This is a genomic window from Microbacterium sp. AZCO (assembly GCF_039614715.1).
Classification (GTDB): domain Bacteria; phylum Actinomycetota; class Actinomycetes; order Actinomycetales; family Microbacteriaceae; genus Microbacterium.
In genome coordinates this window covers 3,254,198-3,267,735 of record NZ_CP154857.1, presented here as the reverse complement: position 1 = coordinate 3,267,735, position 13,538 = coordinate 3,254,198, and the positions used below count along the sequence as shown (strand labels likewise).

Here is a 13,538-nt window from a genome sequence, read left to right as displayed (position 1 = left end):
CGTGCGCTGCGGAACTGCATCACATTCAAGGAGGAAGAAGCATGCGTTCACTTCGGAAGGCGGGTGCGCGGACTCTCGTCGCAGGCATCGTCGCCCTCACTGCGGTCGGTCTGCTCGCGGGCTGCACGAACAGCGGCGACGACAGCGAGAACGTCGTCGATCAGGGCACGACGAGCGACGAGAACCAGTCGAGCGGCGACACCGTGACCATCGGCTTCTCCGGCCCCGCGGCCGACCACGGCTGGCTCGGCGCCATCAACTCCGGCGCCCAGGCCGCCGCCGACAGCTTCGACGACGTCGAGCTGAAGATGGCCGAGGGCACCAACGACGCCAACGCGCAGATCGCCGCCGTCGAGACATTCATCAACGACAAGGTGGATGCCATCGTGCTCCTGCCGACGGACGGCGCGGCGCTCACCGAAGTCGCGACGAAGGCCATGGCCGCCGGCATCCCGGTCATCAACGTCGACCGGGAGTTCTCGAGCCCGTTCGCCGCGCGCACGACGATCCTCGGCGACAACTACGGCATGGGCGTCTCGGCGGGCACGTACATCTGCGACAAGCTCGGCGGCAAGAAGGATGCGATCGTCGGCGAGATCGCCGGCATCGACTCGCTGCCCCTGACGCAGGATCGCTCGAAGGGATTCGCCGACGCCCTCGACGACTGCGGCCTCGAGGTCAGCGCCCGTGTGGCCGCCGACTTCACGGTGCAGGGCGGCGAGGCCGCGGCATCCCAGCTGCTGTCCGCCAACCCCAAGATCGACGCCATCTGGAACCACGACGACGACCAGGGCGTCGGCGTGCTCGCCGCCATCGACGCGGCCGGTCGCAACGAGTTCTTCATGATGGGCGGCGCAGGCTCGAAGAACGCGATGGATGCCATCAAGGCCGACGACTCGGTGCTGAAGGCCACGGTCATCTACCCGTCGACGCAGGCTGCCGACGGCATCGCGCTGGCGCGCCTCATCGCGCAGAGCAAGACGCTGAGCGACATCGTGACGCCCAGCATCCCGAACCGGATCGTGCTCGACGCGCCCGTCGTGACCAAGGAGAACGTCGACCAGTACTACGACCTGGCGTTCTCCTCCTGACCCGAAAGACCGACCGGCGCCGGGGTGCCCGTCCGCAGCGGCGGGCGCCCCGGCTCCTTTCCGCGAGAGGACTTCCCGTGACCGACGAGACCACCACCCGCCCGCTCCGCGTCGCCATGATCGGCTACGGATTCATGGGCGCCGCCCACTCGCAGGGCTGGCGCGTCGCCCCGCGCTTCTTCGACCTGCCGCTGGCGCCGTCCATGGACGTCGTCGTGGGGCGGGATGCGTCGGCCGTCGCAGCCGCGGCCGAGAAGTGGGGGTGGCGCGAGAGCGCGACCGACTGGCGCGAGGTCATCGCCCGCGACGACATCGACGTCGTCGACATCGTGACGCCGGGCGACACCCACGCCGAGATCGCGATCGCATCGCTCGAGGCGGGCAAGCACGTTCTGTGCGAGAAGCCCCTGGCCAACACGGTGGCCGAGGCCCAGGCGATGACGGATGCCGCGTCCCGCGCCGCCGCCCGCGGGGTGCGGTCGATGGTCGGCTTCACGTACCGCCGGGTTCCGGCCGCGACCTTCGCACGCGATCTCGTCGCGGCCGGCCGGATCGGCGAGATCCGGCAGGTGCGCGCCGAGTACCTGCAGGACTGGCTCATGGATGCCGAGGCCCCGCTCACGTGGCGGCTGCAGAAGGATCGTGCGGGCTCGGGATCGCTGGGCGACATCGGCGCCCACGCGATCGACCTCACGGAATACATCACCGGACAGCGCGTCGAGACGGTGTCGGGCATCCTCGAGACGATCGTGGGCGAGCGGCCGCTCCTCGGCGAAGGCGTCGGGCTGTCGGGCACGGCGCGCGCCGAGCGTGGTGCCGTGACCGTCGACGACCTCGCCCTCTTCACGGGACGGCTGTCGTCGGGCGCGCTCGCGTCGTTCGAGGCGACGCGGTTCCGGACGGGCCGCAAGAACGCCCTCCGCATCGAGATCGCCGGCTCGCTCGGCGCCCTCTCGTTCGACCTCGAGCGCATGAACGAGCTGGAGTTCTACGACGCGACGCTCCCCGAGACCGAGCTCGGCTTCCGCCGCATCCTCGTGACGGAGCACGACCACCCGTACCTCGCGCCCTGGTGGCCGACCGGCCACATGCTCGGCTACGAGCACGGCTTCAGCCACCAGGTGGTCGACTTCGTGACGGCGATCGCGGAGGGTGCCGAGCCCGAGCCGTCATTCGAGGACGGGCTGCACATCCAGCGCGTGCTCGCCGCCGTCGAGCGCAGCTCCGATCAGGGCAGCGCCTGGACCGCCACGGACAGCTGACCCCGAGCCTCAGGCCGAGACGGACGACGCGGCCAGCGCATTCCGTGCGAGTGCCAGGTGCGCGCGGGTCATCTCGGCCGGGTCGTCGTCGAGCCACTCGTGGCCGCCCCACTCGCTCGTGAGCGTGCCGGCGAAGCCCGTGCGGCGGAGCGCGGCGCCGATGTCGGCGATCGGCTGCGTGACGCGGGCGTCGGTGTCGTCCAGGTCCCAGAACTTCAGGTGCACGCCCGCCGTCAGGGGGAGGAGCGGTGCCAGATCGTCGACCGTCGACCGGCCGAACCGGATCAGCAGGTTCATGAACAGCGTGTGCACGGCGCCGGGCACCTGGCCGGTGCGGAGGGCATCGATCACCGCGGCGTGGGTGTCGGGGGACCGCCATTCGTGCTCGAGCCGATCGACGAGGGCTGCGGAGACGCCCCCTGCGCGGAGCTGCTCGAGATAGCTCGGCGGCACCGACGGCATGAGCATGCTGATGTCGATGAGCACGCGGATGCGGGGATCCCCGAGAGCGTCGAGCAGCTCGAGGTTCGCCGCGACCGCCGGCACCTCGAGGGTCTGCTGCCCCTGGATCTCCTCGTAGAGCACGACGTCGAGCTCGTCGAGAACGGGCTGGAGCAGCCGGAGCAGCTCCGGCCCCGTCTGCCCGAACGGCACCCGGACTCCCCGGGCGCCGAGACGCGCGGCGGCCAGGAGTTGCGGCACGAGGAAGGCGAGGCGCTCGTCGTCGGTGCGACGGCGCGCGGGCAGCGCCCAGTCGTCGAGGCTCCCGCCGAGGATGCTGACCGCGCCTCCCGCGGCATCCAGCCCCGCGCGGAAGGCGTCGACCTCGGCCACGGACGGCTCGGGGAACGACCGCCACATCTGCCCGGGCTCGATCTCGATCGTCGATGCGATGCCGTCCTCGATGACGCCGAGGGCGATGTCGGCCGCGCGGCGGTCGGCGCGGATGACCTCGGGAGTCCAGTTGAAGGCGCTCGCGCCGAGGTCCCAGGAGGACGGAGCCTCCTCGTCGGTTCGACGCGTTTCGTCTCCCGCAGGCCCGCCCGCAGCGAGCGCCAGTGGGACGAAGGGTCGCCCGACGACCGAGAGCTGCGGCTGGGACGGCCCGTCGAGGGTGAGGACGACGTCGGCACGGAACGGCAGCGTGAGCGGCCCGTCGGGCCCCGCGGGGAGATACGGGATCGCGAGCGTGAACGACACCGAGACATCGTGGATGCCGGGGTTCAGCATCCGTCGTCCCTCCAGCGTGAGCCGGTCCTGCACGAACCACCATCCCGACTCGAACGCGAGGGCGGAGGGCGCGACGCGGTGCCGGTCGAGTGCGACGACGACGTCGACCGGGTCTCCGTCGACCGTGACGCGGACGTCGGCGACCGCGGCGAGGGGCAGCGATCGGATCCAGGGCAGTGACACGCGCAGTGCGAACCCCGTGTCGGTGCGGGAGAGGGCGTCGGGCAGCAGGACGGGCAGCATGGGTCACTTCCTCGTGTCTCGTGGCTTGAGACAGGAAGCTACACGCTTTGGTCGGATTTAGAAAGAAGTATCAGGCGGCAGTCGCGAAGATGGCGCCGATCGACGGCCGTCCGTCGCCGAACCAGCGGGGGAATGTCGCGTCGAAGAGCTGCTCGCGCACCATCTCCGCGCCGCCGCGCAGAGGCTCGCGAACGTCGTTGGCCGACTGGGCGATCACGAGGTCGCGTGTCGCGAGGGGAAGAGAGAGCTCGTAGACGCGCTGCCGCACCTCGGCGAGGAAGATCTCACCGGCGGCCGGCACCGCGCCGCCCACGACGATCGTGCTCGGGTTGAAGACGTTGACCAGGGTCGCGATCGATTCGCCCATCACCCGGGCCGAGCGCTGGACGAGGGCGATCGCGACGGCGTCCCCGTCCTCGGCGGCGAGGGAGATCCGCTCCGGCGTGATCGCCTCGCCGGCGGCGCCCGCGCGGGCAAGGTAGCCCGTCGCACCCTCCTCGATCGCCTTCTCCGCGTCGCGCACGAGCGCCCATCCGCCGGCGACCGCCTCGAGGCAGCCGATCTTGCCGCAGCGGCAGGGCACGTCGGAGTCGCGCACGCGCACGTGGCCGATGTCGCCTGCGGCGCCGTTGGCACCGCGGTGGAGCCGTCCCTGCGAGAGCAGTCCCGCGCCGATGCCCGTGCCGATCTTGCAGTAGATCAGATCGGCATGCTCCTCGCGCCGGCGCGTGCGCTCGTTGAGGGCCAGGAGGTTCACGTCGTTGTCCACCCAGACCGGGGCCTCGTAGCGCTGCTCGAACTTGCGGCGTACGTCGAAGCCGTTCCAGCCGGGCATGATCGGCGGGGCGACGGGCCGGCCGGTGAGGAAGTCGACCGGTCCCGGGACCCCGACCCCGATGCCCCAGACAGGCAGATCGGGGGTGCGCTCGAGGAGCTCGTCGAGCATGGCCATCGCGGTGTCGAGGGTCTCGGCCGGGCCCTTCGAGATGTCCCAGGCGCGGTGTGTCTCATCGATCATGTCGCCTTCGAGGAGGGCGACGCCGACGTGGATGTGCAGCGCTCCGAGGGCGCACACGGCGATGCGGCCCTGATCGCTGCGGAAGCGCAGCGTGCGGGGCGCGCGGCCTCCCGAGGAGGGGCCGAACTCGCCGTCCTCGAGGAATCCCATCTCGATCGCCTGGTCGACGCGCTGCGTCACGACGCCGCGCCCGAGACCCGTCACGCGCCCGATCTCGGGACGCGTGGATGCCTCGTGGGTGCGGACCATGTTCACGATGCGCAGAAGGCTCGTGACTTCGTCGGTCTGTGCGCCGAAGCGCAGTGTGGACTCCTTGGCCATAGCAGATTCTGACACAAGCTCACCCCACCTCGGTGCATTTCGCAGCACCTATGGTCACAGCCATGGACACTTATGTACTCTTTACACATAAGCGGAAGGGGTGAGGATGCCTCCTGGAGTCGGGATCATCGGGGCGGGGCCCGGCGTTGCGGCGCTGCACCTGCCGACTGTGGCGCGCCTCGCGGCGCACTTCAGAGTCGTCCACATCGCAGACGCCGGCAGCGGGCGAGCGGCCGACCTCGCCGCCCGGGTGGACGCCCGTTCATCGAGCGGGATCACCGAGCTCCTCGCGGATCCCGCCGTCGATGTCGTCGCGATCTGCAGCCCGCCTGCGGAGCACGCCGCTCAGATCCTGGCGAGCGTCGCGGCCGGAAAGCGCGCCATCCTCTGCGAGAAGCCCGTCGCGACGACGGTCGCCGACGCGGAGGAGGCGATCGAGGCGTGCCGGAGGGCCGGCGTTCCGCTCATCGTGGGCACCAACCACTACTACGACCCGGCCTGGGGGCGCGCCCGGCATCATCTTTCGACGTCGGGCGGACCGGTCGTCTCGATCTCGGTGACTCTGTCGCTGCCGCCGAACGGCCGGTATCACGACGTCGTCACCGAGGCATTCGCACCGTCTCCCGGCCGACCGCCCGCCGATCTCTCCGATCCCGCCGTGGCCGCAGCCGTCGTCCGAGCGCTGCTGACCGGTCTGGCGATCCACGACCTGCCGCTCGTCCGCGACCTGGCGCCCCGATTCGAGCGCGTCGTCTTCGCGCGTGCGCTTCCTCCCGTCGGCTATGCCGTGGGCTTCGTGGCGAGCGGGATCCCCGTGCAGCTCACGACCGTCATGCTCCCCGGTGGAGCCGACGCGCTGTGGAGGATCAGCGTGACGACCGACCGCGATCGCCTCGACGTCACCTTCCCGCCGGCGTTCGTGCACGCCGGCAGCGCGGCCGTGCGCGTCCGCGCCATCGATCGGGACACGACCTATCCCCGCGAGGAGGGCGACGGCTACATCGCCGAGTGGAGCGCCCTCGCCGACCTCCTCGAGAGAGGGGAGCCGGTCGAGTACGACGAGCTCCTCGATGACGTGCGCTACGCGCTGCGCCTCGCCGAGGACGCCGCCCTCCTGGTGGGGGCGCCGGCATGAGCATCCCCGTCCACTCCACGCTCGACCGCTACCTGGGCGCGCTCGCCGAGCTGCCGGAGTCGGTCCGGCCGACCGGGTCGCCCGAGGGGGCGGTCGTCGTGCTCGACGGTGCCGGCCGGTGGTGGGAGGACACCCTCGTCGCGATGGGCTCCGGCGCGGTCGCGGTCGTCGTGAGTCGCCCGCGCCCCGCGCCCGCGGACGCCGTGCGTCGGCTCACGGGAGCGCCCGTCGTGCTCGAGCGGGCACTCCTGCGCCCCGACCTCGCGGCGGACGTGCGCACCCTTCCGATCGGGACGCCCTCGGCGCTCGTCGTCGAGTGCCACGCTCCCGAGCCGGCTCTGGCGGGAGCGCTTCTCGACGCGCTCGGGTGGGTCGCCGTCGTCGCGCCGGGCCCCCAGACCCTCCGTTCCGCGGACGTCGCCCGCGGGCGCGGCGTGGCCCTCCTTGACGCCGGCGGGGGCACGCCCGTGTCCCTCGTCGTCGGATCGTCGGCGGGTGCTCCCGCCGACGGCAGAGTGCGACTGACGGCGCTCGGCGAGACGCTGCTCGAACTCGAGGCGGGCGGCGGCGAACAGTGGCTCACGGTGACGGATGCCTCGTCGCGGCGCCGGTCGCCGGCGAGATTCGAGAGCCCGCAGCGGGTCGCGCTCCGCCGCGCGATCGCCGCGGTCGACGGCGGCGTGATCCCCGCCGACCTCGCCGATCTCGCCGCGGAGACGGCTGTCGCCGAGGCGATCCTCCGCAGCCGGGCCGACGCGCGGGTCGCAGCATCCACTTCATAAACGGTGCTGATTCGGGGGATAGGCGATATGCCGTTCCCGGATATGCACGACTCCGGCGAAAGTAGTCGAGGGACATCCCGCAGACTCACTCCACCGAAGGGATCGAAGATGATCAAGCTGCTCTCCCACCTCTCCTATGTGGCGATCACGTCGCCCGATGTCGAGGCATCCGTCGACTTCTACGTCAACCAGGTCGGCCTCACGGTCGTCGACCGCGTCGACGGCGCCGTCTACCTCCGCTGCTGGGGCGACTACTACGCCTACTCGGTCGTCGTCCTCCCTGGCGACGAGCCGAGCCTCGACACGGCCGCGTGGCGCACCTCGAGCCCCGAGGCGCTCGAAGAGGCGGCGAAGCGCGTCGAGGCCGCCGGCATCCAGGGCGAATGGGTCGACGTGCACAAGATCGGCCGGGCCTACCGCTTCACCGGACCCTTCGGCCACACGCTGACGCTCCACTGGGACGTCACGCGCCATAAGGACATCGAGGGCGACGCCGCGTCGATCTACCCCGATCGTCCCTCGCGCCGCAGCAAGGTCGCCGGCGCACCGCGCCAGCTCGACCACGTCACGGTCGCCACGAGCGACGTCGACGCGTTCGTCACCTGGTACGTCGACGTGCTCGGCTTCCGCTTCATGGCCCGCACGGTGCTCGACGAGGCGCCGATCTCGGTCTTCTCCGTCCTCACCACCAACGAGAAGTCGCACGACCTCGGTGTGGTCCTCGACGGCTCGAGCCGCGCCGGCCGTGTCAACCACTACGCCTTCTGGGTCGACACGCGCGAGGAGCTGCTCATCGCGGCCGACATCCTCGGCGAGAACGGCTACCCGATCGAGTACGGCCCCTCGATCCACGGCATCGGCGAGCAGAACTTCCTCTACTACCGCGAGCCCTCGTCGCTGCGCATCGAGCTCAACACGGGCGGCTACCGCAACTACGTGCCGGACTGGGAGGCCAACACCTGGCGCCCGTCGCAGGGATCGAACAACTTCTACCGCAACAGCGTCATGCCGATGTCGATGACGGAGTCGTTCCCGCCCGCCGACGGCCCCTCGGCGACGGAGGAGGGCGTGCCCGACGAGATCCGCGACGCCCTGCTCAACCCCTACGCCAAGCAGGGCCAGGGCTGACAAGCTCGAGGGCGGGGACGCTTCCTGAAGGGCGTCCCCGCCCTCGCACCACGTTCGACACCACGAACACGGAGGACACATGACGACGACGTCCGAGGGGCTCACCGCCCCCTTCGCCTTCGCACGATTCCGCGACGGCGATTCCGTGCGTCTGGGCCTCGTCGCGGGCGACCGCATCCGCACGCTCTCGCCCGACGAGCTCGGCGCCGCGGACCTCAACGCCTTCCTCGCGCACCCCGACTGGGACCGCCTCGCGGCCCTCGCGGACCGCGACGGTGACGTCGAAGGGTGGATGCCGCTCGCCGACGTCGTGCTGACGGCACCGGTCGAGCCGCGCCAGGTGCTGCAGGCGGGCGCCAACTACCGCACGCACGTCGTGCAGCTGATCATGGCGGGCCTCACCAAGGGCGGCGAGTCGGGGCTGTCGCCCGATGAGGTGCGCGCGAAGGCGGAGGGCATCATGGATGCCCGCGCGGCAAGCGGACGGCCGTTCATCTTCCTCGGTCTGCCGCAGTGCGTCGTCGGCGACGACGTGCCGCTCGTGCTGCCGGACTACAGCGAGACGCACGACTGGGAGCTCGAGCTCGCCGTCGTGATCGGCCGCGAAGCCTTCCGCGTCGACCCCGAGCGCGCGCTCGATCACGTGGCCGGCTACACGATCGTCAACGACATCACCACGCGCGATCGCGTCTTCCCGCCCGATGTCGGCGACATCGGCGCCGACTGGTATCGGTCGAAGAACGCCCCCGGGTTCCTCCCCACGGGTCCGTTCCTCGTGCCGGCGACCTTCGTCGATCCGAGCAGCCTGTCGGTCCGGCTCGAGCTCAACGGCGACGTGATGCAGGATGCCACGACCGCCGAGCTCGTCTTCGATGTCAGGACGCTCATCGCCGCGGCATCCCAGACCCTCCCGCTCCTGCCGGGCGACCTGCTGCTCACGGGCAGCCCCGCCGGCAACGGCCAGCACTGGAAGCGCTACCTGCGCGACGGCGACGTCATGACGGGCACGATCGAGGGCCTCGGCACCCAGGTGGTCCGCTGCCTCGCCGAGGGCCCCGCAGTCTGATGATGTCCCACTTTCCCCCGGTCATGTCTCGAAAACCGACTCCTCAGCACCCTTCAGCCTCGCCTTATCGGGACATGCCCACCCTGACGAGAGAGAACCGAGCATGACCGGGCCGTCCGAAGACCCCCGTGACCTCGACCGGCAGAACCCCGAGGCCGAGATCGCCGCACGCGCCGAGGCGTACCGCAACTGGGGCCGCTGGGGCGACGACGACCGGCTCGGCACCCTCAACTTCATCGACGCCGCCAAGCGGATCGAGGCGGCCGCGCTCGTGCGCGAGGGCGTCGTCGTCTCGCTCGCGCAGCCGTTCGACACCGACGGCCCTCAGACGGGATGGCGTCGTCGCACGAACCCGGTGCACACGATGACCGACACGGGCACCGACGCCGAGCGGGGCAACCAGGGGTTCCCGCACGGCATCGGCGGGGCCGACGACGTCATCGCGATGCCCCTCCAGTGCTCGACGCAGTGGGACGGGCTCGGCCACATCTTCGACCACGGCAACGCGTGGAACGGGCGTCGGGCGGGCGACGTCGTCACGAGCGACGGCGACCTCGTCACCGGCATCGAGCACACGAAGACGTCCTTCGTCACGCGCGGCGTGCTGCTGGACGTCGGGGCGCACCTGCGTCCCGAGACCGGCGAGCTCGAGGACGGCTACGCGATCACGGCGGCCGACCTCGACGCCACGATCGCCGCGCAGGGCGACTCGAGCCGCGTGGGGCGCGGCGACATCGTCGTCGTGCGCACGGGCCGCTACGCCCGTGCCCGCCGCGAAGGCTGGAACGGATACGCGGGCGGTCCCGCAGCAGGCCTCTCGCTCACGACCGCGGGCTGGCTGCACCGCGCCGAGATCGCCGGCATCGCGACCGACACGTGGGGCTTCGAGGTGCGGCCCAACGAGTTCGACGTGCCGTCCTTCCAGCCCCTCCACCAGGTCGTCATCCCGAACCTGGGGCTGTCGATCGGCGAGATGTGGGATCTCGACGAGCTCGCCGAGACGTGCCGCCGTCTGGGTCGGTACGACTTCTTCCTCGCCGCGCCGACGCTTCCCATCACGGGAGCGGTCGGCTCACCCGTCAACCCGGTCGCCGTCCTCTAGACCGACCCGAACCCAAAGAACAGAGAGGTTCTGACATGACCGCAGTCCAGAAGGTCGCGATCGCCGGAAGCGGCGTCGCGGGGCTCGCCGCCGCCATCCAGCTTGCGAAGGCGGGCGTGGAGGTGGATCTCTTCGAGGCGAAGGCCGAGCTCAGCGCGCTCGGCTCGGGCATCTCGCTGCAGGGCAACGCCCTGCGCGTGTTCGACGCGCTCGGCGCGTGGGACGACATCCGCGCCGCCGGATACGCCTTCGAGGGTCTCAACCTGCGCGCGCCCGGACCCGGTGCGCCGATCGTGGCCGAGCTCCCGGACGTCAAGACGGGCGGCCCGGACTACCCCGCCGCGATGGGGATGCCGCGCCCCGAGCTCGCCCGCATCCTCCTCGCGCACGCGCAGAAGGCCGGCGCGAACGTGCGCTTCGGCACGAAGGTGACGGGCCTCGTGCAGACGCCCGACTCCGTCGAGGTGTTCGTCGACGGCGCCTCGGAGGGCGTGTACGACCTCGTCATCGGCGCTGACGGACTCAACTCGACAGTGCGCGAGCTCATCGGCATCGAGCAGAAGCCCGAACCGACCGGCATGGGCATCTGGCGCTCGTTCGTCTCGCGTCCCGCGGAGGTGCAGCGCAGCGAGCTGTACTACGGCGGGCCCGTCTACATCGCGGGCTACACGCCCACCGGCGAGGACACGATGTACGCGTTCCTCGTCGAGAAGGCGCAGGACCGCTTCGGGGTCTCCGACGAGGACGCGACGCGCATCATGCTCGAGGAGTCCCGCGCGTACGACGGGCCGTGGAACCACATCCGTGCCGACCTCGAGAACGGCGCCCACGCCAACTACACCTGGTTCACCAAGCACATCGTCGATGCGCCGTGGAACCGCGGTCGCGTCGTCATCATCGGCGACGCCGCGCACAGCTGCCCCCCGACGATCGCGCAGGGCGCGGCGCAGGGCCTCGAGGATGCGCTCGTGCTGACGGAGCTCCTCGTGCAGTTCGAGTCGCTCGACAAGGACCTGTGGGACCTCTTCCATGCGCGGCGCCTCCCGCGCGCCAAGGTCGTCGTGGACGCGTCGGTGCAGCTCGGGCAGTGGCAGATCGACGGGGATCGGGATGCCGACGCCGGCGGTCTCATCTTCGGCATCGCGCAGCAGATGGCGAGGCCGGCATGAGCGTCACCGACGTCCACGCGCACGTCCTGCTGCCGTCCCTGCAGGCCGAGGTCGAGGCGCGCGCGCCCGAGCTCGTCAAGGAGGCGGCGGCGCTCGAGCTGCGCCGCAACGGCGCCGAGAGCCTCGCCGTGTCGGGCCCCATGGTCGGCGCACGGGTGCCGAAGCTGACCTCGGTCGCCGAGCGCCTCGCCGCGATGGACGCGCAGGGGGTCGACCGGCAGTGGGTCAGCGCCTCGCCCAACCACTTCTACCCCTGGGCGCCCGAGGGCCTCGGCGTCTGGGTGGCGTCAGAGGCGAACCGCCTCATCGCCGATCACGTCGCGCAGGCTCCGGACCGCCTGACGGGCCTCGGGCTCGTGCCGCTGCAGCATCCGTCCCGCATCCTCGAGTGCCTCGACGACGCCGTGCTCGGCCGCGGGCTCGCGGGCGTCGAGATCTCGTCGTTCGCGGGCGACGTCGAGCTGTCCGACGAGCGGCTCGAGCCGTTCTGGGCGCGGGCCGCCGAGCTCGGCGCCGTCGTCTTCCTGCATCCGTTCGGCTGCAGCCTCGACGAGCGGCTCGACCGCTTCTACCTCTCCAACACCGTCGGACAGCCGACCGAGAACGCCGTGGCGCTGTCGCACGTCATCTTCTCGGGCGTGCTCGACCGGCATCCCGATCTCCGCATCGTCGCGGCGCACGGCGGCGGCTACCTGCCGTTCGCGATCGGCCGGTCCGACCGGGCCTGGAAGGTGCGGCCCGAGGCGCAGCGCTGCGCGCACGCGCCCTCGACGTACCTGCGCAAGCTGTGGTTCGACACCGTCGTGCACGACCCGATGGCGCTGCGCCACCTGGTCGAGGTCGCGGGCGCATCGCAGGTGGTGCTGGGCAGCGACTTCCCGTTCGACATGGGGCTCGACGATCCGGTCTCGTTCGTCCGCGGCGCCGATCTGCCGGTCGAGCTCACCGAGCGGATCCTCGGCGGAAACGCCGCCGCCCTCCTCGAATCGCGGGTGCACGCATGAGGATCGCCCGCTGGCAGGCTTCGTCCGACGCGGTCGGCGAAGGGTTCGTGATCGACGATCGTGTCGTGCCGTTCCCCGACGGGCTTACGGTCGCCGACATCCTCCCGGGAGGAGTGGATGCCGCGCACGCGGCCTTCGCCCGAGTGGAGGGCGACGCCGGCACGCCCCTCGCCGAGGTGCGGCTGCTCGCCCCCGTCATCCCGGCATCCGTCCGCGACTTCGTGGCCTTCGAGGAGCACGTCGAAGGGGTGAGCGCCGGCGTCGAGGGCAAGAGCTTCGTCGCGCCGGAGTGGTACGAGGCCCCGACCTTCTACTTCACCAATCCGCACACGATCCTCGGCCCCGGCGACGCCGTGAGCCCGCCGGTCACGAAGCGGCTCGACTTCGAACTCGAGATCGCGGCCGTCGTCGGCGGAGACGGCGGGGCGAACCTCAGCGCGGAGGACGCGGCATCCCGCATCTTCGGCTACACGATCATGAACGACTGGTCGGCGCGCGACCTGCAGGCCCGCGAGATGAAGGTGCGGCTGGGCCCTGCCAAGGGCAAGGACTTCGGCACGAGCCTCGGCCCCTGGATCGTGACCGCCGATGAGCTCGAGCAGTACCTCGACGCCGACGGCTTCCTCGCGATCCGCGCCGAGGTGCGCATCAACGGCGAGCTCGTGGGTGAAGACCTCGTGTCGAACATGGGCTGGCCGTTCGGCGAGCTCGTCGCCTACGCCTCGCGCAACGCGCGGGTCGTGCCGGGCGATGTGCTCGGCAGCGGCACGGTCGGGAACGGCGGATGCCTCGGCGAGCTGTGGGGGAGGGGCTCCACGCTTCCTCCTCTGCAGGAGGGCGACGAAGTGCGCATGACCGTCGAGGGGATCGGCGAGCTGGTCGGAACGGTCGGTCCGATCGTGACCGCGCCGGCGCTTCCCCCCGCCCGCCAGCGCTCCCGCGCGCGCACCCGCTGACTTCGCGCGCCAGGTGCGAGAGGCTGTACTG

At 71.0% G+C, this 13,538-nt stretch carries 12 protein-coding genes; 10 read left to right on the top strand and 2 right to left on the bottom strand.

Features of this window, described 5'->3' with window-relative positions:
* Positions 1-41 precede the first annotated feature (41 nt).
* Complete coding sequence (locus tag AAIB33_RS14890; protein ID WP_345800744.1) at positions 42-1,091, top strand: substrate-binding domain-containing protein; 1,050 nt, start codon at positions 42-44, stop codon at positions 1,089-1,091.
* 116 nt (positions 1,092-1,207) lie between these two features.
* Positions 1,208-2,353, top strand: coding sequence for a Gfo/Idh/MocA family oxidoreductase (locus AAIB33_RS14885; RefSeq protein ID WP_345803447.1), 1,146 nt, complete (start codon positions 1,208-1,210; stop codon positions 2,351-2,353).
* 9 nt (positions 2,354-2,362) lie between these two features.
* Here AAIB33_RS14885 and AAIB33_RS14880 read toward each other — a convergent pair whose 3' ends face one another.
* Positions 2,363-3,826, bottom strand: a complete 1,464-nt coding sequence (locus AAIB33_RS14880; RefSeq protein ID WP_345800743.1) for a hypothetical protein — start codon at positions 3,824-3,826, stop codon at positions 2,363-2,365.
* Positions 3,827-3,896: 70 nt separating this feature from the next.
* On the bottom strand, positions 3,897-5,165 hold the full coding sequence (locus tag AAIB33_RS14875; protein ID WP_345800742.1) for an ROK family protein: 1,269 nt from the start codon (positions 5,163-5,165) through the stop codon (positions 3,897-3,899).
* Between the two features lie 106 nt (positions 5,166-5,271).
* Here AAIB33_RS14875 and AAIB33_RS14870 point away from each other — a divergent pair, with 106 nt between their 5' ends.
* The 8 genes from AAIB33_RS14870 to AAIB33_RS14835 all read left to right on the top strand — a co-directional run bounded on the left by AAIB33_RS14870 (position 5,272) and on the right by AAIB33_RS14835 (position 13,507).
* Positions 5,272-6,300, top strand: coding sequence for a Gfo/Idh/MocA family oxidoreductase (locus AAIB33_RS14870; protein WP_345800741.1), 1,029 nt, complete (start codon positions 5,272-5,274; stop codon positions 6,298-6,300).
* Positions 6,297-7,082 carry a hypothetical protein gene (locus AAIB33_RS14865; RefSeq protein ID WP_345800740.1) on the top strand — a complete coding sequence of 262 codons (786 nt, stop codon included), beginning with the start codon at positions 6,297-6,299 and terminating at the stop codon, positions 7,080-7,082. Before AAIB33_RS14870 ends, AAIB33_RS14865 begins: the two co-directional genes overlap by 4 nt.
* Positions 7,083-7,190: 108 nt before the next feature.
* Entirely contained in the window at positions 7,191-8,210 is a 1,020-nt protein-coding gene (locus tag AAIB33_RS14860; RefSeq protein WP_345800739.1) for a VOC family protein, read from the top strand.
* 79 nt (positions 8,211-8,289) lie between these two features.
* Positions 8,290-9,276 carry a fumarylacetoacetate hydrolase family protein gene (locus tag AAIB33_RS14855; RefSeq protein WP_345800738.1) on the top strand — a complete coding sequence of 329 codons (987 nt, stop codon included), beginning with the start codon at positions 8,290-8,292 and terminating at the stop codon, positions 9,274-9,276.
* A 103-nt stretch (positions 9,277-9,379) separates the two neighbouring features.
* Positions 9,380-10,378: a cyclase family protein gene (locus tag AAIB33_RS14850; protein WP_345800737.1), complete on the top strand. Its 999-nt coding sequence runs from the start codon at positions 9,380-9,382 to the stop codon at positions 10,376-10,378.
* Positions 10,379-10,413: 35 nt separating this feature from the next.
* Positions 10,414-11,547 carry an FAD-dependent monooxygenase gene (locus AAIB33_RS14845; protein ID WP_345800736.1) on the top strand — a complete coding sequence of 378 codons (1,134 nt, stop codon included), beginning with the start codon at positions 10,414-10,416 and terminating at the stop codon, positions 11,545-11,547.
* Entirely contained in the window at positions 11,544-12,551 is a 1,008-nt protein-coding gene (locus AAIB33_RS14840; RefSeq protein WP_345800735.1) for an amidohydrolase family protein, read from the top strand. The genes AAIB33_RS14845 and AAIB33_RS14840 overlap by 4 nt, the downstream gene beginning before the upstream one ends.
* Complete coding sequence (locus AAIB33_RS14835; RefSeq protein ID WP_345800734.1) at positions 12,548-13,507, top strand: fumarylacetoacetate hydrolase family protein; 960 nt, start codon at positions 12,548-12,550, stop codon at positions 13,505-13,507. Before AAIB33_RS14840 ends, AAIB33_RS14835 begins: the two co-directional genes overlap by 4 nt.
* Positions 13,508-13,538 lie beyond the last annotated feature (31 nt).